The sequence below is a fragment of the Streptomyces sp. NPDC048291 genome, assembly GCF_043201715.1.
Taxonomy (GTDB): Bacteria; Actinomycetota; Actinomycetes; order Streptomycetales; family Streptomycetaceae; genus Streptomyces.
This window is the reverse complement of sequence record NZ_JBICZC010000011.1, coordinates 272,526-296,365: the sequence shown is the minus strand read 5'-3', so window position 1 is coordinate 296,365 and position 23,840 is coordinate 272,526. Positions and strand designations below refer to the sequence as shown.

At 72.2% G+C, this 23,840-nt stretch carries 22 protein-coding genes; 6 read left to right on the top strand and 16 right to left on the bottom strand.

What is annotated here, in order from left to right:
* Window position 1 precedes the first annotated feature (1 nt).
* From ACGF5O_RS29805 to ACGF5O_RS29785, 5 genes are all read right to left on the bottom strand, one after another.
* The gene (locus ACGF5O_RS29805; RefSeq protein ID WP_393812960.1) at window positions 2-1,525 is read right to left on the bottom strand and encodes a Wzz/FepE/Etk N-terminal domain-containing protein; all 1,524 of its coding nucleotides are present in this window, start codon (window positions 1,523-1,525) and stop codon (window positions 2-4) included.
* Window positions 1,522-2,895: a YveK family protein gene (locus ACGF5O_RS29800; RefSeq protein ID WP_393812959.1), complete on the bottom strand. Its 1,374-nt coding sequence runs from the start codon at window positions 2,893-2,895 to the stop codon at window positions 1,522-1,524. Before ACGF5O_RS29800 ends, ACGF5O_RS29805 begins: the two co-directional genes overlap by 4 nt.
* Entirely contained in the window at window positions 2,892-4,157 is a 1,266-nt protein-coding gene (locus ACGF5O_RS29795) for a glycosyltransferase family 4 protein (RefSeq protein ID WP_393812958.1), read from the bottom strand. The genes ACGF5O_RS29800 and ACGF5O_RS29795 overlap by 4 nt, the downstream gene beginning before the upstream one ends.
* The gene (locus ACGF5O_RS29790; protein ID WP_393812957.1) at window positions 4,147-5,472 is read right to left on the bottom strand and encodes a nucleotide sugar dehydrogenase; all 1,326 of its coding nucleotides are present in this window, start codon (window positions 5,470-5,472) and stop codon (window positions 4,147-4,149) included. Before ACGF5O_RS29790 ends, ACGF5O_RS29795 begins: the two co-directional genes overlap by 11 nt.
* A 73-nt stretch (window positions 5,473-5,545) precedes the next feature.
* On the bottom strand, window positions 5,546-7,024 hold the full coding sequence (locus tag ACGF5O_RS29785) for a sugar transferase (RefSeq protein ID WP_393812956.1): 1,479 nt from the start codon (window positions 7,022-7,024) through the stop codon (window positions 5,546-5,548).
* A 1,030-nt stretch (window positions 7,025-8,054) separates the two neighbouring features.
* Between ACGF5O_RS29785 and ACGF5O_RS29780 the strand changes: the two genes are divergently transcribed.
* On the top strand, window positions 8,055-8,429 hold the full coding sequence (locus ACGF5O_RS29780; RefSeq protein ID WP_362579308.1) for a hypothetical protein: 375 nt from the start codon (window positions 8,055-8,057) through the stop codon (window positions 8,427-8,429).
* 206 nt (window positions 8,430-8,635) lie between these two features.
* Complete coding sequence (locus ACGF5O_RS29775; RefSeq protein WP_393812955.1) at window positions 8,636-9,001, top strand: ArsR/SmtB family transcription factor; 366 nt, start codon at window positions 8,636-8,638, stop codon at window positions 8,999-9,001.
* 55 nt (window positions 9,002-9,056) lie between these two features.
* On the opposite strand, the gene ACGF5O_RS29770 is transcribed toward ACGF5O_RS29775, so the two are convergent.
* The 4 genes from ACGF5O_RS29770 to ACGF5O_RS29755 all read right to left on the bottom strand — a co-directional run bounded on the left by ACGF5O_RS29770 (window position 9,057) and on the right by ACGF5O_RS29755 (window position 13,838).
* Window positions 9,057-11,219, bottom strand: a complete 2,163-nt coding sequence (locus ACGF5O_RS29770) for an ATP-binding protein (RefSeq protein ID WP_393812954.1) — start codon at window positions 11,217-11,219, stop codon at window positions 9,057-9,059.
* A 72-nt stretch (window positions 11,220-11,291) separates the two neighbouring features.
* Complete coding sequence (locus tag ACGF5O_RS29765) at window positions 11,292-12,353, bottom strand: maleylacetate reductase (RefSeq protein WP_393813122.1); 1,062 nt, start codon at window positions 12,351-12,353, stop codon at window positions 11,292-11,294.
* Between the two features lie 5 nt (window positions 12,354-12,358).
* Complete coding sequence (locus ACGF5O_RS29760; protein WP_393812953.1) at window positions 12,359-13,216, bottom strand: intradiol ring-cleavage dioxygenase; 858 nt, start codon at window positions 13,214-13,216, stop codon at window positions 12,359-12,361.
* Window positions 13,217-13,325: 109 nt separating this feature from the next.
* On the bottom strand, window positions 13,326-13,838 hold the full coding sequence (locus tag ACGF5O_RS29755; protein WP_393812952.1) for a hypothetical protein: 513 nt from the start codon (window positions 13,836-13,838) through the stop codon (window positions 13,326-13,328).
* Between the two features lie 130 nt (window positions 13,839-13,968).
* Here ACGF5O_RS29755 and ACGF5O_RS29750 point away from each other — a divergent pair, with 130 nt between their 5' ends.
* Window positions 13,969-14,316, top strand: coding sequence for a cupin domain-containing protein (locus ACGF5O_RS29750; RefSeq protein WP_393812951.1), 348 nt, complete (start codon window positions 13,969-13,971; stop codon window positions 14,314-14,316).
* A 46-nt stretch (window positions 14,317-14,362) separates the two neighbouring features.
* Here the strand turns inward: ACGF5O_RS29750 and ACGF5O_RS29745 are convergent, their stop codons facing one another.
* The gene (locus ACGF5O_RS29745; RefSeq protein WP_393812950.1) at window positions 14,363-15,394 is read right to left on the bottom strand and encodes a LacI family DNA-binding transcriptional regulator; all 1,032 of its coding nucleotides are present in this window, start codon (window positions 15,392-15,394) and stop codon (window positions 14,363-14,365) included.
* 122 nt (window positions 15,395-15,516) lie between these two features.
* On the opposite strand from ACGF5O_RS29745, the gene ACGF5O_RS29740 reads away from it, so the two are divergent.
* Together ACGF5O_RS29740 and ACGF5O_RS29735 are read left to right on the top strand one after the other, a co-directional pair.
* Window positions 15,517-16,683, top strand: a complete 1,167-nt coding sequence (locus ACGF5O_RS29740) for a phytanoyl-CoA dioxygenase family protein (RefSeq protein ID WP_393813121.1) — start codon at window positions 15,517-15,519, stop codon at window positions 16,681-16,683.
* Window positions 16,684-16,791: 108 nt separating this feature from the next.
* Complete coding sequence (locus ACGF5O_RS29735) at window positions 16,792-17,796, top strand: Gfo/Idh/MocA family oxidoreductase (RefSeq protein WP_393812949.1); 1,005 nt, start codon at window positions 16,792-16,794, stop codon at window positions 17,794-17,796.
* 68 nt (window positions 17,797-17,864) lie between these two features.
* Here the strand turns inward: ACGF5O_RS29735 and ACGF5O_RS29730 are convergent, their stop codons facing one another.
* Window positions 17,865-18,425: a TetR/AcrR family transcriptional regulator gene (locus ACGF5O_RS29730; RefSeq protein WP_393812948.1), complete on the bottom strand. Its 561-nt coding sequence runs from the start codon at window positions 18,423-18,425 to the stop codon at window positions 17,865-17,867.
* A 130-nt stretch (window positions 18,426-18,555) separates the two neighbouring features.
* Here ACGF5O_RS29730 and ACGF5O_RS29725 point away from each other — a divergent pair, with 130 nt between their 5' ends.
* On the top strand, window positions 18,556-19,599 hold the full coding sequence (locus ACGF5O_RS29725) for an NAD-dependent epimerase/dehydratase family protein (RefSeq protein ID WP_393812947.1): 1,044 nt from the start codon (window positions 18,556-18,558) through the stop codon (window positions 19,597-19,599).
* On the opposite strand, the gene ACGF5O_RS29720 is transcribed toward ACGF5O_RS29725, so the two are convergent.
* From ACGF5O_RS29720 to ACGF5O_RS29700, 5 genes are all read right to left on the bottom strand, one after another.
* Window positions 19,587-19,757 (bottom strand): hypothetical protein, encoded by a 171-nt coding sequence (locus ACGF5O_RS29720; RefSeq protein WP_393812946.1) that lies wholly within the window; start codon window positions 19,755-19,757, stop codon window positions 19,587-19,589. The genes ACGF5O_RS29725 and ACGF5O_RS29720 overlap by 13 nt on opposite strands.
* A 128-nt stretch (window positions 19,758-19,885) precedes the next feature.
* Window positions 19,886-20,788, bottom strand: a complete 903-nt coding sequence (locus tag ACGF5O_RS29715) for a sugar phosphate isomerase/epimerase family protein (protein ID WP_393812945.1) — start codon at window positions 20,786-20,788, stop codon at window positions 19,886-19,888.
* Window positions 20,789-20,792: 4 nt separating this feature from the next.
* The gene (locus tag ACGF5O_RS29710; protein WP_393812944.1) at window positions 20,793-21,704 is read right to left on the bottom strand and encodes an ATP-binding cassette domain-containing protein; all 912 of its coding nucleotides are present in this window, start codon (window positions 21,702-21,704) and stop codon (window positions 20,793-20,795) included.
* Between the two features lie 4 nt (window positions 21,705-21,708).
* Window positions 21,709-22,785 carry an ABC transporter permease gene (locus ACGF5O_RS29705; protein WP_393813120.1) on the bottom strand — a complete coding sequence of 359 codons (1,077 nt, stop codon included), beginning with the start codon at window positions 22,783-22,785 and terminating at the stop codon, window positions 21,709-21,711.
* Window positions 22,785-23,804 (bottom strand): sugar ABC transporter substrate-binding protein, encoded by a 1,020-nt coding sequence (locus ACGF5O_RS29700; RefSeq protein WP_393812943.1) that lies wholly within the window; start codon window positions 23,802-23,804, stop codon window positions 22,785-22,787. The genes ACGF5O_RS29705 and ACGF5O_RS29700 overlap by 1 nt, the downstream gene beginning before the upstream one ends.
* Window positions 23,805-23,840: the final 36 nt, after the last annotated feature.

Here is a 23,840-nt window from a genome sequence, read left to right as displayed (position 1 = left end):
GCTACCGCGCCTCCTGCTCGTTGTCCGGGCCCCGGGCGGCCCACACCGGCTGCCGCTCCGCCCGCCGCTGGCCGGTCCCCGGCTGCTGCCGGACCGGCCGCTCGCTGCGGCCGCGCAGCGCGGTGTGCAGTCCGTCCCAGAGGGTGCCGTCGGTCCGGTCCCGCGGGTCGGGGTCGATCAGCACCACGCCGACCACCGGGATGCGCTGGTCCGCGAGCTGCCGGGCCACGGTGTGCAGCCAGGCGGCGCTGCCGTGTCCGGCCCGCACCACGAGCACGGTCTGGGTGCCGAGGTGGCGCAGGTCGGTCCACGCCGTGCCGGGCGCCACCGAGCCGACGCCGACCCGGCGTTCCTGGGGCGGCACGGCCGCGGTCTGCTCGGCGCCGACCACGGTCGGGTCTCCCGGCCTCGGGCGGCGGCCCGTCAGGTACGGCCGGGGCAGCGCGTCGACGACGGTCACCGGGCCCTCCGCCGCCATGGCCCTGGCGAGGTCCAGCGCGATCACGCTCGTGGCACGCGCACAGCCCAGTTCCAGCAGCGACACCGGTTCCGCGGAGCCGCGCAGGGTGCGGGCCAGGGACGCGGTGAGCCGTTCGCGGGTCAGCCGGGTCCGGCGGCGCTGCCACGGCCTGCCCGGCCGGCGGGGCAGCTCCGCGATGACCGAGGCGCCCAGGTTCGCCGATATGTCCCGGCGCAGCACGGGGCGGTCCGCCACCACCGTGCCGACCGCGGCCAGCGCGAGCCCGGCGAAGAGCCCGAGGACCAGGCCGATCGCGGAGTCGGTGGCGACGGCCTTGGGCAGGGAGTGGCGCAGTGCGCGCGGGGTGTCCACGATCTGCGTGCCGGCCACGACCTGGGGTGCGCCGGTCCGCGCGTCCGCGGCACGCTCGTCGAAGTCGGAGATGCGGGAGTTGAGTTCGGCGCGGCGGGCGAAGAGCGACTCCAGGGTCGCCGACGCCTTCGGGTCGCTGTCCGCCTGCTGGTTCCCGATCTCCTTGTTGACCTGGGCGAGTTCGTCCCGCATGCGGTCGCGCTGGTCGAGCAGGGCCTGGGCCTCGGCCTGCGCGGTCCGCTGCATCCGCTGCACGTGGTCGGCGACGAACGCGTCGGCCAGCGCCTTGGCGCGGGCCACCGCCTGGGCGTCGGTGTCGCCGGTCACGGTGATCTGCAGCAGGTTGTTGGTCAGGCCGGCGCCCTTGTACTCCTGGAGGAAGTCCTCGGGTTTCTCCGGGGACTTGAGCGACCGCAGGGCCTTGTCGGCGATCTGCGTGGTCTGGAGCAGCTGGACGTCGGTGCGGATCAGCGTTCCGGTGTCGTTCGGCTGGTCCGCCTCGTGCGCGACCAGTACCTCGGTCACCGCGGTCGGCGCCGGCGGCATCGCGACGGCCAGCCCGGAGCCCGCCACCAGGCCGAGGAAGGCCGTGGCGTACCAGAGGCGGCGGCGCCTGCGCACCGCCACCACCAGGGCCTGGAGGTCGAGAAGCGGAGTGGCGGCCGGCGACTCCGCGGTCGTGCTCGTCGTCACGCTGAACCTCCTGTGGCCTGGCCGCGAACCGCGAGCGCGAGAGTGGCGTCGTCCGGCGGGTGGTGGCCGGCCGGCCGTGTCTCACGGGCGCGGACCGGGTCGGCGACGACGATGCCGAGGACCTCGTGCCGGCCGTCGGCGCACGCCTCGGCGATGCCGGCGAGCTCCTCGGCGGTCCAGCTGCCCGCGCTGAGGACGACCAGGGCGCCGGACTCGGTGTCGCGGTCCGGCACGATCGGCCGGTCCGCCGAGACCTCGACCACCCGCAGCTGCGGATCGCCCTTGGCCTCGGCGGCGAGCTGTCCTGCGGCCCGGCGGGCGATCACGTCGCCGTCCGGTACGACCACCAGCAGCCGTCGGGGGGCGGGCAGTTGGTCCCGGAGGCGGGCGCAGACCCGCCGGTAGCGGATCCGTCGGGCGGCCTCGTCGTCGGATCTCGGCGGGGTCGGCAGGTCCCACCGGGTGTCGACGCCGAGGAGCCGGCGGACCCAGTGCCGTGGGCCGCCGTCCTCCGGCCGGTGGTCGCCGTGCCGTCCGTCGGGCACCTCCACGGTGCCGAGGAGCGCCGCGCCCAGCGCCGCGGTGATCTCGGGCTCGGTGCGCAGCCGGCGGTTCGTCCGGGCTGCGGCGAGGTGGCCGACGACCGCGAGCACGAAGAAGAGCAGCGCTCCCGCGCCGATGAACTGCATCCGGGTCGGCGGCGCCTGGCCGGTCGGCAGGGCCGCCGGTCCCATGACGACCATGCCGGCCTTGTTGGTCGCCGGGTCGGCCTCGTCCAGCTTCGTCATGGCCTCCTCCAGCGAGGTGCTGAGCTTCTCCAGCTCGGTCCGGGCCTGGACGCCTTCGACGGTCTGCCCCGGGTCGGCCGCGTCGGCCAGGTCGGTGATCCGGCGGTTGGTCTCCTCGACCTGCTTGCGCAGCGCCTCGGCCTCCGTGGCCGCGGCGGAGTCGGTGCCGCCGCCCGCGACCCGCGCCGCGAACTTGACGAACTGCGCGGCCACCTGGTCGGAGAGCTGCTGCGCGCGCTTCGGGGTGTCGGCCGTGCCCGAGATCTTGATGATGTTCCCGTCGGCGGCCGACGCGGTCACCCGGTCCCGCAGCTCGGCGGCGCTGACGTCCCGCCAGTTCAGTGCGGTGGCCGCGCGGTCGACCACCGTCGAACTGGTCGCGATGTCGACCTGGGTCAGCAGTTCCCGCTCTTCCCACTGTCCCGGCAGCAGCACCGACGCCGACGTCGTGTACTTCGGTGGGAACACCACCGAGGCGCCGTAGCCGACGAGCCCTCCCACGACGGCGAGGACGGCGAGAAACCGCCAACGCCGGCGGAATATCCGCCCGATGGTGACCAGACGTATCGATTCCTCGCTCAACTGCGCTGCCTCTTCCTTGTTCGAACCTGATCAGCCGCCGGCACCGGGGTGTGGTCTCGGCAGGCGGCGGTGTAGGCAGCAAGCAGCGACGCCTGCGAGTTGCGCCAGGAGAGCGGCCCGCCGACCCGCTCCTGGCCGATCTTGCCCATCCGGGCCCGCCGGTCCGGGTCGTCGAGGAGTTCCGCGACGAGCGCGGCGAACTCGGACTCGTCGTCGGCGGACGCGTAGACGGCGGCCTCGCCGGCGGAGACGCGCGCTTCCTTCAGGTCGAAGGAGACGATCGGCCGGCCCATCGCCATGTACTCCAGGACCTTGTTCATCGTCGACACGTCGTTCAGCGGGTTGCACGGGTCGGGCGAGAGGCAGACGTCGGCGGTGGACAGGTAGCGCACCAGGTCGGCGTCCGGAATGCGCCCGGTGAACTGCACCTGGTCGTCGAGCCCGAGCCGCCGGGACAGCTCCACCATCGCGTCGAAGGCGTCGCCGGAGCCGACGAACACCGCGTGCCAGTCGGTCCGGCCGAGGTCGTCGCGGAGCTTCGCGAGGGCCCGCAGGGCGTAGTCGACGCCGTCCTGCGGACCCATGACGCCGAGGTAGCAGAGCAGATGCGGCTTGCCGCGCTTCAACTCCGGTTCGGGCGGCACCGGTTGGAACCGCTCGATCGCGGGTGCGCTGCGCACCACGAAGACGTCCTCCGGCCGCCGCCCGCCGCGGCGTATCGCGACGTCGCGGTAGCTCTCGTTGGTGGCGAGGACGATGTCCGCGGCCCGGTAGGTCCGCCGTTCCAGCGCGCACACGGCGCGGTAGAGCAGGTCCTCGCCGCGGTCGAAGCGGGAGAGGTACAGCTCGGGTACCAGGTCGTGCTGGTCGAAGACGAACCGGGCGCCGCGCCGCTTCAGCCACAGCGCCGGCAGGAACAGCAGGTCGGGCGGGTTGCAGGCGTGCACGACGTCGACCGGGCCCACCTTGCGGGCCAGCCGGGCCGTGTGCCAGAGCGCCGATCCGTACTCCTTCAGGTAGCCGGCCGGGCCTCCGGTGGCGGCGCGCAACGGGTAGCGGTGGATCCGCACCCCGTCGATCTCCGCCTCCGGCTCGGTGTCGCGTTTGGTGCCCTGCGGGCAGATGACGTGCACCGTCCAGCCCGCGTCGCGCAGCGTCGTGCACTCCTGCCACACCCGCCGGTCGAAGGGCACTGACAGGTTCTCCACCAGGATCAGCGCGCGCCGGCCGGAGCCGGCGCCGCCCGTCGTGTTACCAAGCAAGGCCCATGTACCCCGGTTCGGTCCGGCGCGTCTCGGCGTCGGGAAGGCGGACGAGGTCGACGATCACGGGTCCTTCGCCATGCGGCAGCGCCGCCGTCACAGCCGGCTCCCTGGTCCCGACCAGGCAGACCTCGGCGTGGTCGAGCACCTCCTCGACGGAGTCCGCGAGCAGCTGCGCGAGGTGCGGCAGCCGGCTCTCGATGTACTCGCGGTTCGCGCCGAGCAGCCGGGAGAGGCTCACGTTGGCGTCGTAGATCTTGAGGTCGTAGCCCTTGCCGAAGAGCCGTTCCGCCAGCTCGACGAGCGGGCTCTCGCGGAGGTCGTCGGTGCCGGGTTTGAAGGAGAGCCCGAACATCCCCACGCGGCGTTTCCCGGTGCGCTCGACCAGGTCGACCGCGCGCTGCAGATGGTCGGCGTTGGAGGTGAGCACGTGGGCCAGGATGGGTACCGAGACGTCGGCCCGCTGGGCCGCGTGGACCAGGCTGCGCAGGTCCTTGGGCAGGCAGGAGCCGCCGAAGGCGAAGCCGGGCCGCAGGTAGGCGGGGCTGATGTTCAGCTTGCGGTCGGCCAGGAACACGTCCATCACCTGGTGCGAGTCCACCCCGAGCGCCTGGCAGACCGCGCCCAGCTCGTTCGCGAAGCCGATCTTGAGGCCGTGGAAGGCGTTGTCCGCGTACTTGATCGCCTCGGCCGTCGGGACCGGCACCCGGAACACCTCGCCGGGCAGGGCCTCGTACAGCGCCAGCACCGCGTCGCCGCTCGCCGGGTCGAGTTCGCCGACGACGGTCTTGGGCGGGTCGAAGAAGTCCCGCACGCTCGTGCCCTCGCGCAGGAACTCCGGGTTGACCGCGACCCCGAAGTCCACCCCGGCGGTGCCGCCGACGGTCTTCTCCAGGATCGGCACCAGCAGGTTCAGGCAGGTGCCCGGGAGCATGGTGCTGCGGAAGACGACGGTGTGCCGGCCCCCCTGCTCGGCCCCCTCGGCGAGCGCGGCGCCGATCTCCTCGGTGACCCGCTCCAAATATGTGGTGCACAGGCTGCCGTTGGGCTCCGAGGGCGTGCCCACGCAGACCAGCGACACCTCGCTGTCCGCGATCGCCTCGCGGACGTCGCGGGTGGCGCGCAGCGCTCCGGTCCGCACGACCTCGGCGAGCAGCTCGCCGATACGTTCCTCCACCACCGGGGCCTTGCCGTCGTTGACCAGGTCGACCTTCACCTGGTTGACGTCCACCCCGATGACCTCGTGGCCCATGCTGGCCAGGCACGCGGCTGATACGCAGCCCACGTAGCCGAGCCCGAAAACGCTGACTCTCATGACTCGTCCCTCCCCCCAGGCAGGCCCTTGTGGCCTGCGGTCCGCGCGTCGGCCTGCCGACGCCCCCCGCACATCAGTAGGCCCCCTGCCCGTGGAGCACCGCTCGCATCGTCTTCCACAAGATCACCGTGTCGAGGGCGAGCGACCAGTCCTCCACGTACCGCAGGTCGAGGCGGACCGCCTCCTCCCACGGCAGGTCGCTGCGTCCACTGATCTGCCACAGGCCGGTGAGCCCGGGCTTGACCAGCAGCCGCCGCCGGATGTCCGGGTCGTACGCGGCACACTCCTCCGGCAGCGGGGGCCGCGGGCCGACCAGCGACATCGCCCCGGTCAGCACGTTGAAGAGCTGCGGGAGTTCGTCGATCGAGTACCGGCGCAGCACGGCGCCCACCCGGGTCACCCGTGGGTCCCGGCGGACCTTGAACAGCAGCCCCGCGCCCTCGTCGCGGTCGGCGAGCTCGGCGCGTGCCCGGTGCGCCCCGACGACCATGGTGCGGAACTTGAGGATCGTGAACTCCCGGCCGTCCTTGCCGACCCTGCGCTGGCGGTAGAAGGCCCCGCCCCGGCTGTCCGTCAGCACGAGCAGCGCGACCACCGCCATCAGCGGCGCGAACAGCAGCAGGAGGACCGCCGAGCCCACCCGGTCGACGACTTCCTTGATCGCCCGGCGGCCTCCCGTGAAGGTCGGCAGGCTGACCCGGAGCAGCGGGATCCCGAGCACCGCGTCGACGTGCAGCCGCGGGCCAGCCACCTCCATCAGCACGGGCGCCACGACCATCTCGGCGTCGCTGCCTTCGAGGTTCCAGGCCAGCCGCTGCAGCCGGTCCGGCGTCCAGTAGGGGTCCGGGGTGACCGCGACGACTCGGTAGCCGTCGTGGCGGACGTGCTTGGCGACGTCCGCCAGTCCGCCCACGACCGGTACGCCGTCCAGTTGGTCGCCGTCGAGCCCGCGGCCGTCCGTCGTGCACACCGCCTGCACCCGCCAGCCGATGTGCGGGAACTTGCGGGTCCTGGTGATCAGGTCGCCCACGGTGGCGGAGCTGCCGGCCGCGAGCACGGGTCTCAGGCAACGGCCGTCCTTGCGCCGTCTGTGCAGATCGAGACGGAGCAGATACCGCGCGGTCATGGTGACGAGCCCGATCGCGGGGATCGCGACGAAGATCCAGAGTTTGATGTTCCGTGAGGTGAGGGCGATCCCACCGAGCGCCAGGACGACGGTCGCCGCGAACAGCGAGCGTCCGAGGCGGCGGAATTCCTCGGCGCCCTGGCCGAGCACCGCCGGAGCCCACGACCGGCCCACCACGAGCGCCGACAGCACCAGCAGTTCGGTGCCGAAGGCGAGGATCCCCCATTTCTCATGCCAGTTGGCCGCGTCCCGGGCCCCGAAGAACTCTCCGATGCCGGCCACCACGATGGCGGTGGCGACGGTGTCGCTGACGATCACGGTACGTCGGTACCGCTGCTCCCACTCGATCGCCGGTCTGTGGATTCCCCCGTCCGCCAGACGCCCGCGCGCCGGCGGAAAAGAGCCGACTAGTCCCCCCTGCCGCACAGAAACCCCCCGGTCCCCAGTGGTTCGACATGGTGCCCTGACACCGTTCCTCCCCCCGGGAGACCCCCGCCTCCCGTACGCTTCCGCCCCCGGGAGGCCCCCCGGCTCCCCGCGCCGCGCTGTTCCCTCCGCGGACGGCCCCCGCCCTCCGCGTATGAAATCCGGCTGTTCCAGCGCTGCCTAAACGTTCCGCCCGTGCCGCGGCGGACCGGCCTGCCCTGCCGGGCTCCCGAGGTACGCGGGACCCCGCCGGAACCGCGGGTGCTCTCCGCACCCGAAGTCCCTCTCGGGCCCCAGGAATTGATCACCCCCACGTCCGGCGCCAAAGACGCGGCTACCGGTCGCCCGTATCGGCAAACCAATAGATCATCATTTGTCGCCTCGTGTCCCAGCATGTGCGAAGCACGGTCAATCTAGACCATCGAGGCCCGCCTGAAGAGAGGGTTGTGTGGAATTTGTGGTCTTGATTTGAAGCTGGGTCAACGGACAGTCGGCTGCCCACCGGTACCCGGGCGATCGGAGACGCGCCGTGCGACCTGCGACGACGCGAATCCTCCCGGACCGCCCGCACCGGCGACACGGAGGCGTCCGGGCCCTGCCAACTGAGCTGCGGCGAGGGCCTGTTCGGCGGAATCCTTTCGAATGAGCGCGGCGCGCGACCGCAAGGACGGCCGGACGGCGGCTCCCGGGAACGGATCTTCACGACTCCGCCCGCACACGCGCACACCGAGCGCGCGCCGGCCGGGACGGTTCGGTGGAGCCGGCGGGAGAGCGGAACATGCGGCGCCCGACCCCGGAATCACCGCCGTCCCGCTTCCGCGCGGGCCGCGGATGTGAACCATCGCCAACTTCGACCTTCGTCGAACCGATTTCCGTCACGCAAACGAACGAGAGCGCACATGTTCGGGCAGCTTGCGTCAGCCCCGAAGACGGCGTCCCGGCGTCACCTCCCTCGCCCTACGGTCCATGCATCGGGCGGGTCGGCGACCGCCGGTCCGCCGCCATCGGCATTCGAAGGGGAGGCGCCAGTATGGCGAGCGTGGAAGTGTCGCTGAAGGAGATGATGACCGCGGTCGAGGGATCGCTGGGGGCAGCGGTCGTCGACTACACCAGCGGCATGGCCCTGGGGACACTCGGCGGGGGCAAGGACCTCGATCTGGCGGTCGCCGCGGCCGGGAACACGGATGTCATCCGGGCCAAGGTACGCACGATGGGCGAGCTGGGCCTCAAGACCCGGATCGAGGACATCCTGATCACACTGGAGAAGCAGTACCACCTCATCCGGCTGATCACCGGCCGCAGCGGGAACGGCCTGTTCCTCTATCTGGTGCTCGACAAGGAGCGCTCGAACCTCGCCATGGCCCGGCACCAGTTGAAGCGGGTCGAGGAACAGCTCGAGGTCTAGCGACGTTCCTGGTTCCGGGGCTTCGTGCGCCCATGATGTGAAGACTTCTTCAAGTGACCACATCAGCATGATCCCAACTCATGTCTGCGCACGGCCCCGGGCGGCAAGGATCGGCGTACAGGGCCAGTGCGGCGGTGTCGCAAGGCGCCGCCGCACCTCGGCGCCCCCACCCCACCCGAACCCGACCCGGCAGAGAGCGAGCGGTCATGCAAGTCCCCCTCTACCAGGCCAAGGCGGACTTCTTCCGCATGCTCGGGCACCCGGTCCGGATCAGGGTCCTGGAACTGCTCCAGCACGGGCCCGTACCGGTACGGGACCTGCTCGCCGACATCGAGATCGAGCCGTCCAGCCTCTCCCAGCAGCTGGCCGTCCTGCGCCGGTCCGGCATCGTGGTCTCCACCCGGGAGGGCTCCACCGTCCGCTACGCCCTGGCCGGCGGCGACGTCGCCGAACTCCTGCGCGCGGCCCGCCGCATCCTCACCGAACTCCTCGACGGGCAGAACGTCCTCCTCGCCGAACTACGACAGGCCGACGCGTCCACGCCACCGATGTCCACGAGCGGCCGCGGCTGACCGCCGGACCCGGCGAAGGGCCCGGCCGGGCCGGCCGTGCGTGCGGGCCACGCGGCTACGCCCGGGACACGGACCCGATGTCGTCGTCGAGTTCACCGTTGAGGGCCTGGTCGCGGGTCTCCTCGGCGATCTCCCTGGCCTGCGCGAAGCGGCGCAACGCCGCGGAACTCGTACCGAGGGCGGCCTCGACCCGGCCGAGTCCCTGGAGGGCCCGGGCCTCACCCCTGCGATCGTGCAGCTCCCGGGTCAGCTCCAGGCTTCTGCCGAAGGCGTCCGCCGCCTCGTCCGGGGCGCCGTTGTCGAGAAGGGCCTGTGCGAGACCGCGCCAGGCGAATGCCTCGGCTCGTCTGTCCCCGAGCCGATGGAACTCGTCCCTCGCCTGCCGGAACGACTCGATGGCCTCGTCGAGGCGCCCCTGGCCGCGCCGGACGACCGCGAGACTGCGCAGTGCCTGGGCGGCGAGCCGACGGTCCCCGGCGGCCGCGAGTTGTTCGGCGGCGGCGGTCAGCGACCGCGCGGCCAGGTCCCACGCGCCCCGGTTGCGGTGGACGATGCCCTGTCCCAGCAGGACGGCGGCCACGCCGTGCCGGTCGCCGGACGCCTCGTAACCGGCCAGGGCCTCCTCGTACGCGGCGGCCGCCTCGTCCGGCCGGCCCTGGTAGCGGTACAGCGCCCCGGCGTCGAAGAGCGTGATCGACTCCGCCCGGCGGTTCCCGGACTGCCGGGCCGCGTCCAGAGCCAGGCCCAACGCCGTGTCCCAGTCGTCCCAGGCGGCCAGCATCTCGAAGAACGGCGCGGCGATGTGGGCGAGTTCCCAGGCCGCGTCCCACAACTGCCGTTCGTGTGCGAACCGCACGCACGGCGCGATGTTGTGCAGCTCGGCGATGAACCACGCGACCGGGTCGAGCAGCAGCCGGTCGCGGTACCCGGCCTCGATCCCGTGGCGCGGGTGGCTACCGGTCTTGCGCAGTTCGCCCGGCTGGAACCGGTCCTCCGCCTCGGCGGCGAGCGTGAGGTACGCGCCGAGCAGCCGGCCGGCCGCGGCGTCGGCCTCGGGTTCGGGCTGTTCGGCGGCGAGGGCGCGGAGCAGGTCGTGGAACCGGTAGCGGGTGGCACCGGTCTCGTCGGGGCGGACGGGGTCGAGCAGTTGCGCGGCCACCAGCGCGTCCAGGTGGCGCTCGGCGTCGCGCGGCGCGACGCCCATGAGCGCGGCGAGCGGCCAGGCCGCGAAGTCGGGTCCGGGAAAGCGGCCGAGCAGTCGAAACGCCCGCTGCTGCTCGTCCGAGAGGCCCTGATAGCTGATCATGAAGGTGGCCCGCACATCGAGATCTCCGATCTCCAGGTGGTCCAGCCGGTGCCGTTCGTCGGCCAGCCGCTCGGCCAGCGCGGCCACACCGAGGTCGGGACGCTCGGCCAGCCGCGCTCCCGCGATGCGTACGGCCAGCGGCAGGTACCCGCACAGCGCCACCAGGCGCGCCGCCGCCTGCGGGTCGTCCGCCACCCGGCCCGAACCGGCGACCCTGCCCAGCAGTTCGAGCGCCTCGCCGGGCTGCAGCAGGCCGAGGACGATCGGGTGTGCCCCCTCGATGCTGCTCAGCGGGGCCCGGCTGGTGACGACGACCGCCGAGCCGGGCCCGCCGGGCAGGAGCGGCCGCACCTGCCCGGGGCCGTTGGCGTTGTCGAGGACGATGAGCAGTCGGCGTCCGGCGGTCAGCGTACGCAGCAACTGCTCGCGGTCCTGCTGGGCCTCGGGAATCGCGTGCGGGTCGGTGCCCAGCGACCGCAGGAAGCTGCCCAGTACCTCGGAGGGTTCGGCGGGCGTGGCGGCGTACCCGCGCAGGTTCGTGAACAGCTGCCCGTCGGGAAAGTCGGCCGCCACGCGCTGCGCGGCCCGTACCGCGAGCGTCGTCTTGCCGAGTCCTCCCCGGCCCGAGATCGCGACGAGCGGGCCGGTCGACGGGTTCCTCGTGCGCAACAGGTCGTCGAGCTGGGACAGTTCGGGTCCGCGGCCCGTGAAGTCGGCGATGTCACGGGGCAGTTCCCGGGGCACCGGATGCGGTGGCACGGACGGCCGCCGGGGGCCGTCGGCCTGGAACCAGGTGAGGGCTCCGCCGATCAGCGCGCTCACTCCGGCGAACGCGAACTGCTCCGGTCCCACGTCGCCGAGAACCTGCCAGCCGGCGGCGACCGCGGCGAACGCCCCGGCGGCGCCCGTCACTGCCCAAATTGCGCGCCCCACCTGTGAGTTCACATCGCGCATGGTAGCCGAGCCGGTCCCGCGGCCAGGCCGTCACGCCCGGGCGGGACCGCCCTCGTACGCCGCCCGCAGCACGGCCAGCGCGTCGTCGGTCGTGACCGCTCTCGGGTTGGCGTACGGCTGCCCGGCGACCTGGGCGGCGGCGACCGCGAGGTCCGCTTCTTTCAGGCCGAGTTCGGCGAGGGAGCGGGGGGCGCCGAGGCGGGTCGCGAGTTCCTGGAGGGCGGCCGGGGCGTCGTCGGCGCCGAGGGCCCGGGCGACGGCGGTCGCTGCCTCCGGGGCGGCGGGCGCGTTGAAGGCGAGGGCGTACGGCAGGACGACGGTGTGGGTCTCGGCGTGCGGGAGGCCGAAGGTGCCGCCGAGGACATGGCACAGCTTATGGTGCAGGCCCATCGTGGTGGCGCCCAGGCAGGACCCGCACAGCCAGGCCCCGTACAGGGCGCGGGAGCGGGCCGGTACGGAGTCCGGGGCCGCGGCGATCTCCGGCAGCGCGCCCGCCAGCGCCCGTACGCCCTCCTCGGCCATCAGCGCGACGAGCGGTGAGCCGTCGGGGGCGTAGAGCGCCTCGACGGCGTGGGCGAGGGCGTTGATCCCACTGGTCACCGAGAGCGGGACGGGCAGGGACAGGGTGAGTTCGGGGTCGTAGACGACGCTGCGCGGCAGGACGACGGGGTCGCGGCCGGTGCGTTTGACGCCGTGCTCGGTCAGGCCCCAGACCGGGGTCATCTCGGAGCCGGCGTAGGTGGAGGGCACGGCGATCAGCGGGAGTCCGGTGCGCAGCGCGACGGCCTTGCCGAGGCCGACGGCCGAGCCGCCGCCGACGGCCACACAGCCGTCGGCGCCCGCGGCCCGGGCCGCCTCGACGCCCCGGTCGGCCACCTCCACGGGTACGTGCATCCGGGCCCCGGTGTGCAGCCCCGCGCAGGCGTCCCCCAGCGAGTCGGCGACCGCCCGCGCCGTCTCCGCGCCCCGCTCGCCGCTGAGCACGAGGAGCCGCCGCAGACCGAGGTGCCGGGCCTCCTCGGCGGGTGCGGTGAGCGCGGCGCCGGGCCGGAAGACCACCCGGGAGGGACGGGACTCGTACACGAAGTCCAAGGGGTTCACGAGCGCTCCAGGACCAGGTCGAAGCGGGCGTGCCGGAACGGGTTCGGGACCCCGTACTCCCCGGCCAGGGCGGGGTCGTCGGTCGGGGTGAAGTCCTTGACCAGGCTCTCCTTCACGGCGAACACCGCGTCGGAGTCCAGGTACTCCCCGCCGGCGACGAAGATGTGGGTGGTGACCGGCGCGTGCCCCGCGGCCGAGACGATGAAGTGGATGTGGGCGGGGCGGTAGGGGTGCCGTCCGGTGGCCTTGAGGAGGGTGCCCACCGGGCCGTCGGTCGGGATCGGGTAGGCGCTCGGCACGCAGGTCCGGAACCGGAAGCGGCCCTCGCCGTCGGCGGTGAACAGGCCGCGGCCGTTGCCGGGCGGCTGGACGTCGGGCCGCTGCACGTCGTAGAAGCCGTGCGGGTCGGCCTGCCACACGTCCAGGACCGCGCCGGGCAGCGGGGTGCCGTCGGCGGAGCGGACGACACCGCTGACCACGCAGGGTTCGCCGGTGCCCACCAGGTCGATGTCGGCGCCGAGTTCACGGACCGGCGACTCGGTCATGTGGAAGGGGCCGAGGACGGTCGACTCGGTGGAGCCGGGGTCGCTGTGCCCGTTGACCGTCTCGACCAGCATCGACAGGCCCAGGACGTCGGAGAGCAGGATGAACTCCTGCCGGGTGTCCGTGCACGTCTGCCCGGTCTCGGTGAGGAACGCGATCGCCGTCTCCCACTCGCGCTGGGTCAGCCGGGTCTCGCGCGCGAAGGCGTGCAGATGGCGGATGAGCGCGGTCAGCAGCTCGCGCAGCCGGGGGTCGTCGGTGCCCCGCAGACTGTCGACGGCCTCTGCGGTGACTGCGTCTTCGGTGGTCATGCCGGCTCCTTGCGCGGAGGAACAGTGCCCTGGGCCGATCGTAAACCCGTTCACTGTTCAATGAACCGCAGCCACGCGCCGCGCCCGCCCACCGCGCCGCTCACCGCGTCTACTTGATGAACGCGTTGGCCACCACCACGATCACCCCGAGCAACGCGTCCACGGCGCCGATCAGTACGGCGGCCGGCCAACTCCGCGCCGACCAGCGGGCGGTGAAGAGTCCGAGGGCGAACAGGATGACGATGTTCAGGACGAACGCCGGGTATTCGACGCCCTTCGGCGGCCACCAGCCCCAGCCGGCGCCCGCGAGCAGGAAGACCGTGGGCAGCACGGCGGTGACCAGCGGCCATTCGTCGGCCAGGGTGTGCAGCGCGTCCCAGCGCTGGTGCGGGGCGCGCTCGGCGATGTAGTGGGCGTAGCCGTGCGCCAGGGCGGAGGCGCAGGCGGTGACCAGGAGCCAGAGGGCGTCGTAGCGGCGGCTGGCCTCGGAGGTGTGGCCGTACTGGGTGAGCGCGGCCACCATCGAGCAGGCCAGCACGGCGCCGTAGACCCCGCCGAACAGGACGGCCTCGCGGGTGTCGTGCGCACGCGGCTCCGGCACGGCCGCCGTGGAGTCAGCCATGTCCTCCACGATCACCCGGACCGGACCCGGCCGCCACCGGGCACGGCCCGACGAAGTGTCCTCCCACCAGGCCGGATGCCGCACACCCTGTCCACGCCCCGCACACCGGTGGGCTCGCTAGGGTCGCCGTATGACGACGCACAGCTTCGCCCTGCACATCCCCGACGCCGACCTCGAACCCGACCCGCTCGACCCGGCGCAGATCGTCTCCGGCACGCCCGAGGTCACCGGGAAGGTGGTCTGGGAGTCGGCCGACGGCAAGCAGCTCCGCGGGATCTGGCAGATCACCCCGGGGGTGGTCACCGACACCGAGGCGGACGAGCTGTTCGTGGTGGTCAGCGGCTCGGCGACGATCGAGGTCGAGGGCGGGACGACGTTCACCGTGGGCCCCGGTGACATGGCCGTCCTGCGCGCGGGCGACCGGACGACCTGGACGGTGCACGAGACGCTGCGCAAGGCGTACGCGATCAATCTGTGAGCGTGGTCGGGAGCGCACGAGCACGGTCCACAGCGCATGGGCGCGCTCAGCGGGCCGTGGCCGCGGGCATGTTGTAGGGCGTGACCACCTGGATCGCCGACGGCAGGGTCGGACCCGCGGGCGGCAGCGCGCCCTGGGCGCGCATCACCAGGTGGCAGGCCTCCCGCATGTCCTGGCGCAGGTCGTGGTGGAGGACGGCGGACAGCCGGTGCTCGCGCAGCAGGCGGGTGTTGTCGTGGTCGAGGTCGTGGGCGATGAACACGGCGCATTCGCGGTCCAGGTCGGCGAAGGCGCGCAGGGTCGCGATGTTGCCGCCGCCGATCGAGTAGACGGCGCGGATCTCCGGGTCGCGCTCCAGGGCGGCGCGGACCAGGTCGTACTGGGTGGCGTCCAGCCCCTGTCCCTCGGCGATCTCCACCAGGGTGCGCTCGGGGTACCGGGCCCGCATGGCGCTGCGGAAGCCCATCTCGCGCTCCTCCTCGTTGCGGAAGAAGCCGCTGCTGAGGCTGGTGAGGACGTTGCCGGGCCGGTCGCCGAGCCACTGGCCCATCAGGTAGGCGGCGGTGGCGCCGGCGGCCCGGTTGTCGCTGCCGACGTAGGCCAGCCGGCCGCTGGCGGGCAGGTCGGTGACGAGGGTGACGACCGGGATCTCCGCCGACCTGAGCCGCCCGACGGCGGCGGTGATCTCGGGGACGTCCGGCGCCTTCAGGATCACGCCCTGCGAGCCCCGGCGGGCTATCCGGTCGAGCGTCCGCACCAGTTCCTCGACCGGCCCGGTCTCCCGGAAGTGGAACCGGGAGCGCACCACCGCCGGGTGCAGGGCCGGCAGCTCCGCCTCCAGCGCGCCCCGCACGGCCGTGGTGAACCGCTCGGGCGCCTGCATCACGATGTCGACCATGAAGGTACGGCCCACCAGCCGGACCTGGGTGCGCTGCCGGTCCAGATCGGCGATGGCCCGCTCCACCTCGCGGGCGGTGCTCTCGCGGACGCCGCCCCTGCCGTTCAGCACCCGGTCCACGGTGGCCTCGCTGAGCCCGGCCTGGCGGGCGATCTCACGGATGGGGAAGGGGTGGCCCACGGGCTGCCTCCTTGAGGGGTTTTTGACGGGTCGCTGCTGGTTGTTCGAGGGGTTTGTGCTGACAAGAATGGCAGAGCCCCGCCGTGGCCGAGACCATGGCCGTGACCGAAAGCAGGACATCGATGTCCCTCGCCGCCGAACAGGGCCGCGCCTGGCTCTCGCCGCAGGACTGCGACCTCGACGCCTTCCGTGCCCTGGTCGAGCGGACCACGGACCCGGCCGGCTACCCCTACGCTTCGGCCGTCGAGGAGAACGTCCTCGTCTACGAGAGTGAGCGGCTGCGCGCCGCCGGCCCGGCCCACGAGGTGCGGAACGAACTCGTCCGGGCCCTGGCCGACGGTCCCGGCATCCTGGTCTTCAGGGGCGCGTTCCCCGATCCGCAGGTGGTCGACCGGGCCACCGCGGTCTTCGAGGCGCTCATCTCGGAGCAGCACGAGTCCGGCGCGGGGGCCGGCGACCACTTCGCGACGCCCGGGGCCAACGAGCGGGTGTGGAACGCCCTGGAGAAGGCGGCGCTGTACGACCCGGAGGCGTTCGCCGACTACTACGCCAACGACGTCGTGGCCCTGGTCTCCCGGGCCTGGCTGGGCCCCGGCTACCAGATCACCTCGCAGGTCAACGTGGTGAACCCGGGCGGCGCGGCGCAGACCGCGCACCGCGACTACCACCTCGGCTTCCTCTCCGACGAGCAGGCCGAGGCCTACCCGGCCCATGTGCACCGCCTCTCCCCCGTGCTCACCCTCCAGGGGGCGGTCGCGCACTGCGACATGCCGGTGGAGTCGGGGCCGACGATGTACCTGCCGTACTCGCAGACCTACGAGCCCGGCTACCTGGCCTGGCGGCGGCCGGAGTTCCAGGAGTACTTCAAGGCCCGCCACGTGCAGCTGCCGCTCGCGAAGGGCGACGCGGTGTTCTTCAACCCGGCGGTGTTCCACGCGGCCGGCACCAACCGGACCCTCGACGTGCGCCGGACGGCCAATCTGCTCCAGGTGTCCTCCGCGTTCGGGCGGGCCATGGAGACCGTGGACCGGGAGGCGGTGGCCAACGCGGTCTACCCGGTGCTGCGCCGGCGCCGGTCGGAGGGGGCGGGCGAGGCGTGGCTGGAGCATGTCATCGCCGCGAGCGCCGAGGGCTACCCGTTCCCGACCAACCTCGACAGCGATCCGCCGGTCGACGGCATGGCCCCGCCCTCGCAGGCGGACCTCGTGCGGCGGGCACTGCGGGAGGGGTGGGTGCCGCGGGTACTGCGGGACGGGTTGCGGGCGGCTGCGGCACGGCGGGAGAGCTGAAGGCCGCGTGTCGTCTGCGGCGCCGTCGTGGCTGGCCGCGCAGTTCCCCGCGCCCCTGACGGGGCGCCTGATACCGCCCTCTGTAACAACATGAAGGAGCAACACTCAATGCGTATCGGAATCCTCGGTCTCGGCCGTATCGGTGCTTTTCATGCCGAGACTCTCTCCGGGCTCGACGTCGTCGAGTCGCTCGTCTTCACCGACCCGTTCGCGGACGCCGCCAAGGCCGCCGCGGAGAAGTTCGGTGCCGAGGTCGTGGACTCGCCCGAGGCGCTGCTGGCCGCCGGCGTGGACGGCATCGTGGTGGCCGCCGCCACCGACGCCCACCCGGCCCTGATCCTGGCCGGTGTCGAGGCCGGCGTCCCGGTCTTCTGCGAGAAGCCGGTCGCGAAGACGATGGCGGAGGGCGTCGACGTCCTCAAGGCCGTCCAGGACAGGGGCGTGCCGATCCAGATCGGCTACAACCGGCGCTTCGACGCGGGCTTCGTCGCCGCCCGGGCCGCCGTCCGGTCCGGTGAGCTGGGCAAGCTGCACACCGTCCGCTCCACCACCCTGGACCCGGCCCCGCCGCCGGCCGCCTACATCGCCGCGTCCGGCGGGATCTTCCGGGACTGCTCCGTGCACGACTTCGACATCATCCGCTGGGTGACCGGCCGCGAGGTCACCGAGGTGTACGCGGTCGGCGGCAACCGGGGCGCCGACTACATCAAGGAGGCGGGCGACGCCGACACCACAGGCGCGATCCTCACCCTGGACGACGGCACCATCGCGGTGGTCTCCAACTCCCGGCACAACGCCCGCGGCTACGACGTCCGCATGGAGCTGCACGGCTTCGCGGACTCCATCGCCGTCGGGCTGGAGGACAAGCTCCCGCTGCGCTCGGTGGAGCCCGGCGTGACGTTCCCCGCGGGCACCCCGCACGACTTCTTCATGGACCGGTTCACGGCGGCCTACCGCGCCGAGCTCACCGCGTTCACCGAGGTCGTGGCCGGCACCCGGCCCTCCCCGTGCACCGTCGAGGACGCCCTGGAGGCCGGCTGGATCGCCGACGCCTGCACGCTGTCCCTGCACGAGCACCGGCCGGTGACGATCGCGGAGGTCCGCGGGGCCTGACACCCGCGGACACCGTATGAGCGGCGGGGCGGGGACCGGCACGGGTCCCCGCCCCGCCGTCCTTTGCGTCAGGCCCGCAGCCCGTCCACGATCAGCGCCAGGATCCGGGCCGCCCGGGCCTCGGCGTCGCCGCGTGCCGGGTCGATCCGCCACAGGACGCTGAGCTGGAGGAGCACGTCCTCCGGGTCGATGCCCGGCTTGAGGCTGCCGTCCGCGGCTCCGGCGGCGAGCAGGACGCCGATGGCGTCCACGAACGGGCCGTACATCGGGTCCTCGGCGGCGCCCCCGGTCGCCGCGTGCACGACCTCGGAGACGCCGAACTTGAGCCTGCCGTAGTGGGCGACCTCGGCGAACCAGCGGCGCAGCGCATCCAGCGGCGGATGCGTGCCCAGCAGTTCCGGGGCGAGGTCGATCAGGTGCTGGAGGTCGTGCCGGTACAGCTCCATGATCAGCGCCTCCCGGGTCGGGAAGTGCCGGTAGAGCGTGCCGATACCGACACCGGCCTTGCGGGCGATGGCGGAGAGGGATGCCGTGCCGGCGGCGGCGAGCTCCGCGCGGGCCACGGAGAGGATCCGGTCCCGGTTGTCGCGGGCGTCCCTCCGGGTCGGTTTCGAGGGCTGCGGGTTCACGTTGTCTGTGGTCCGTCCGGTGTGGATTGCTATCCGGAGACCCCTCCGGTACGTTGGGAGACGTAGCGGAGGGGTCTCCGTTTCATTGCCGATTCTGGCACACATCCCGTCGCATGCGTGGAGGTCAGTCATGCCCGAACTCGTTCTGGTCACCGGGGGCACCGGGTACATCGCCGGCTGGTGCGTCGCCGAGCTGCTGAGGCGCGGATACGACGTCAGGGCCACGGTGCGCGACCCGGGCCGGGAGCAGGCGGTCGTCGACGCCGTCTCGACCGTCGTCGACCCGGCCGGGCGGCTGGGCTTCGCCGTGGCGGACCTCACCGCCGACGCCGGCTGGGACGCGGCGATGAAGGGCGTCGACCGGGTGCTGCACGTGGCCTCGCCACTGGGCGTGACCGCGGGCACCCCCGACCTGGTCACCCCGGCCCGGGACGGCACCCTGCGCGTGCTGCGGGCGGCCACCGCGGCAGGGGTGCGGCGGGTGGTGATGACGTCGGCCGCGAACGCCGCGAGCCCGTCGTCGTACGCCTCGGAGGGGGTCACCGACGAGACACTGTGGACCGATCCGGAGGATCCGACGCTGATCCCCTACCGGCGGTCGAAGACCCTCGCCGAGCTGGCGGCCTGGGAGTTCATGCGCGGGCACGACGGGCCGACCGAGCTGACCACCGTGCTGCCCGGCGCGGTGTTCGGGCCGGTGCTGACGGCGGACACCGCGGGTTCCGTCGGGATCGTCGCCCGGATGGTGTCCGGGGCGATGCCCGGGGTGCCGCGGATCGGGCTGGAGGTGGTCGACGTCCGGGACCTGGTCGACGTCCATCTCAGGGCGATGACCTCACCGACCGCGGCGGGCGAACGCTTCCTCGCCACCGGCGAGTTCGTGTGGATGGCGGACATGGCGCGGGTGCTGCGGGACGGTCTCGGCGAGCGCGGGCGGCAGGTCTCCACCCGCCTGCTGCCCGACTTCGCCGTGCGCCTCGCGGCCCGCTTCCGGGACCCCTCGCTGCGGGAGATCACCCCGGCGCTGGGCCGGCGCAACCGGCACAGCACCGAGAAGGCGGCGCGGCTGCTGGGCTGGCAGCCGCGCCCGGCCCGGCAGACGGTGCTGGACTGCGCCGAGAGCCTGCTCGCCCACGGCGCGGTCCGGCTCCCGGCAGCGGCTCAGAGGCCGTAGCGCACCGCGAACTCGTCCGGGTCGTAGACGTCCCGGTCCGGGTCGTGCGGCACCGCCGGCCTGGTCTCCACCATCTCCTCCGGGCGGATCCGCTCGGGCAGCGCGCCGAACCGCTCCTTGCGTGTCACGGCCTCGGCCGCGGTCTCCTCGTGGCTCATGATCGTCCTCCCCGTCGTAGCGGGCGTCACCCGTCACCATGCGAACGCGCGCGCCCCGGCGGGTGTTCCCGAACCCGCCGGGGCGCGCGGGGCCCGTGGAGAAATCCACGGGCCCGGGGAAGCGGCGGTCAGGCGCCGCAGGACCGCAGGAACTTCCGGGTGCGCACCGCGATGGGCAGCGGCTTGTCCGGCTCGCAGGGGTACATGTCCTGCTCGACGATCGCGAACAGGTCGACACCCAGCCGCTGCGCCGCCTCCAGCACCGGACCCAGCTCCGGCACACCGGCGGGCGGTTCGCACATCACCCCCTGGGCCACGGCCGGCCCGAACGGGGTGCCCCGGGCCTGGACGTCGGCCAGGACCGCCGGGTCCACCTGCTTGAGGTGGAGGTAGCCGATCCGCTCGCCGTAGGTCTCGATCAGCTTGACGCTGTCGCCGCCGCAGTAGGCGTAGTGACCGGTGTCCAGGCAGAGGTTGACCAGGTCCGTGTCGGTCGAGTCGAGGAAGTGCTCGACGTGGTCCTCGGTGTCGATGTGGGTGTCGGCGTGCGGGTGGACGACGATGTCCAGGCCGTACGTCTCCTTCACCTCGTGACCGAGCCGCTCCATGCCCTTGGTGAGGTGGGCCCACTGCTCGCCGGTCAGCTCCGGCGGCTCCAGGATCTCGGCGGTCTTGTCGTCCCGCCAGAAGGACGGGATGACCACCAGGTGCTTCGCCCCCATGGCCTGGGTGAGCGCGGCGACCTGGCTGACGTGCTCCCAGGTGGACTCCCAGACGGCCGGGCCGCGGTGCAGGCCCGTGAAGACCGTGCCCGCCGAGACCTTCAGGTCCCGCTTGGCGATCTCGTCGGTGAGCCGGGCCGGGTCGGTGGGGAGGTAGCCGTAGGGGCCGAGTTCGATCCAGGAGTAGCCGGCCTCGGCGACCTCGTCGAGGAAGCGTTCCCAGGGGACCTGCCGGGGGTCGTCAGGGAACCAGACGCCCCAGGAGTCCGGGGCCGAGCCGACCCGGATGCGGTCGAGAGGGGTGGTCACGGGGTCACGACTTCCCTTCCGGACCGGTCGCGGCGGGTGCGGCGACGTCCTCCTCTTCGGGGAGTTCCTCGGTGTCGACCCCGCGCACCTGGGACAGCTCGTGCTTGAGGGCCGCGAGTTCGGCGCCGCCCGCCATGTGGTTGGTGAGTTCCTCCAGGGTGATGTCGCTGCGTTCGGCGGAGAGTTCGAGGGTGCCGAGGCGCAGGACGCTGAAGTGGTCGCCGACCATGTAGGCGTGGTGCGGGTTGTGGGTGATGAAGATGACGCCGAGGCCGCGTTCGCGGGCGGCGGCGATGTACTTCAGGACCACGCCGGACTGCTTGACGCCGAGGGCGGCGGTCGGCTCGTCCAGGATGAGGACGCGGGCGCCGAAGTAGACGGCGCGGGCGATGGCCACGCACTGGCGCTGGCCGCCGGAGAGGGTGCCGATGGGCTGGTCCAGGTCGTCCAGGATGATGCCCATGTTGCGCAGTTCGCGGTCGGCGGTCTCCTTCATCTTCGCGATGTCGAGACGGCGCACGGGCCAGGGGCCCCTGGTCATCTCGGAGCCGAGGAAGAAGTTCCGCCACACCGGCATCAGGGGGACCGTCGCCAGGTCCTGGTAGACGGTGGCGATGCCCTTGTCGAGGGCCTCGCGCGGGCTGGCGAAGCGGACCGGGCTGCCGTCGACGAGGAAGTCGCCCTCGGTGTGCTGGTGCAGCCCCGAGATGATCTTGATGAGGGTGGACTTGCCGGCGCCGTTGTCGCCGAGGACGCAGGTCACCTGGTTGGGGAAGACCTTGAGGTCGACGCCGTGCAGGGCGCGGATGTTGCCGTAGGACTTGCCGGCGCCGCGCAGTTCGACGATCGGGCCGCCGTCGGCGGGCGCGTCGTCCTGGAGGACGGCGCCGTGGGTTCCGGTGGTGTTGTCTGTCATCGGGTCACCTCCTGGTCGCGGTCCGCTGGACCCACAGGTTGATCATCACGGCGCCGAGGAGCATCACGCCGAGGAAGGCCTTGAACCAGTCGGGGTTCCAGCCCGCGTAGACGATGCCCTGCTGGACCATGCCGAACATGAAGGCGCCGAAGACCGGGCCGATCGCCGAGCCGGCACCGCCGGTCAGGAGGCAGCCGCCGATGACCGCGGCGGAGATGTAGATCAGCTCCTGGCCCACGCCCTCGCCGGACTGCACGGTGTTGAAGGAGAACAGCTGGTGCATGCCGACGAACCAGGCGCCGAAGCCGACCAGCATGAACAGCGAGATCTTGGTGAAGTTCACCGGGACGCCGACCGCGCGGGCGCTCTCCTTGTTGCCGCCGACCGCGAAGATCCAGTTGCCGTACTTGGTGCGCAGCAGCACCCAGGTGGCGATGGCGGCGAAGAACAGCCACCAGAAGATGGTGATCTTCACCTGGACGCCGCCGATGTCGAAGGACGACGCGAAGACCGCCTTGACCTGTCCGAAGCCGTCCATGTTGCTGATGTCGTCGGTGGCGACGTTGCCGGTGACCAGCTTGGTCACCGCGAGGTTCACGCCCTGGAGGATCAGGAAGCTGCCCAGGGTGATGAGGAAGCTGGGCAGTCCGGTCTTGACGACCAGCCAGCCGTTGAGGAAGCCGATGCCCAGCGACACGAGGAGCGCGACGATCACGCCCGCCCAGACGTTGAGGGTCAGCTGGTAGCTGAGCATGGCGGCGGTGAGGGCCGAGCTGACCACCGCGACGCCGGCGGAGAGGTCGAACTCGCCGCCGATCATCAGCAGCGCGACCGGCAGCGCCATGATGCCGATGGTCGAGGACTGGTACAGGATGTTCGCCATCGAGCCGGCCTCGCGCACCGGCGGTGCCGAGATCAGGAAGAAGACGTAGACCGCGACGGCGCCGAGGAAGACGCCGACGTCCGGCCGGGCCAGGATCCGCAGCGCCAGGGGGCGCTGTGCGGTCCGCCCGTCCTTCTCCTTCGGGCCGGGAGCCGGCGGCGTCGCCACCGCCGGCTGTGCCTGCTGACTCATACCGATCACCGTGTGCCCTTCGCGGCGAACTCGGCGACCTTGTCGACGTTGGACTTGTCGACGAAGGCCGGGCCGGTCAGGACCGGCTGCTCGCCGCCACCCATGTAGTTGCCGTTGTTCTTGTAGAGCCACAGCGAGTCGACGGCCAGGTAGCCCTGGAGGTAGGGCTGCTGGTCGACGGCGAACTCGATGGTGCCCTTGCTGATGGCGCCGGTGAGGTCCTTGTTGAGGTCGAAGGTGGCGATCTTCGCCTTGCTGCCCGCGTCGGACACCGACTGCACGGCGATCAGCGCGATCGGGGCGCCGAGCGTGACGACGTGGTCGATGGCGGTGTCCTGGGTGAGCTTGGCGGTGATCGTCGACTTGACCGAGGTCGGGGAGGTGCCGTCGACGTACAGGGTCTCCGTCGTCCCGGAGAACGTCTTCTTCACACCGTCGCAGCGCTGGGTGAGGCCGACGTTGCCCTGCTCCTGGATGACACAGACGACCTTCTTGGCGCCCTCCGTGTTCAGCCGGTTGCCGAGCGCCTCGCCGGCGACCGTCTCGTCCTGGCCGAAGAACTCGAGGAGCCCGAGCTTCTTCCAGTCGCTGAGGCCGGAGTTGAGGCCGACGACCGGGATCTTCGCGGCCGTGGCCTTGGAGATGACGTCCTTCATGGCGTCGGGCTTGGCGAGGGTGACCGCGATCCCGTCGACCTTCTGGTCGATCGCGTTCTGCACCAGGTTGGCCTGGTTGCCCGCGTTCGGGTCGGCGGAGTAGACGAGCTTGATGTTGTCCTTGTCGGCGGCGGCCTGGGCTCCCTTGCGGACGATGTCCCAGAAGGTGTCGCCCGGCGCCTGGTGGGTGACCAGCGCGACCGTCATGCGGGGGGTGGACGCCTTGCCCGCGGAGGCCGCCGCTCCTCCCTCTTCGGACTTCTTTCCTCCGGAGCTGCTGGAGCAGCCTGCGAGGGTCAGGGCTGCCGCCGCGGCGACGGCCACGATCGGGGCCAGCCTGCGCGAACGGGAGTGGGAAGAGCGGTCCATCCTGCACCTCACTGTGCGACCGGAGAAGGAAGGGAT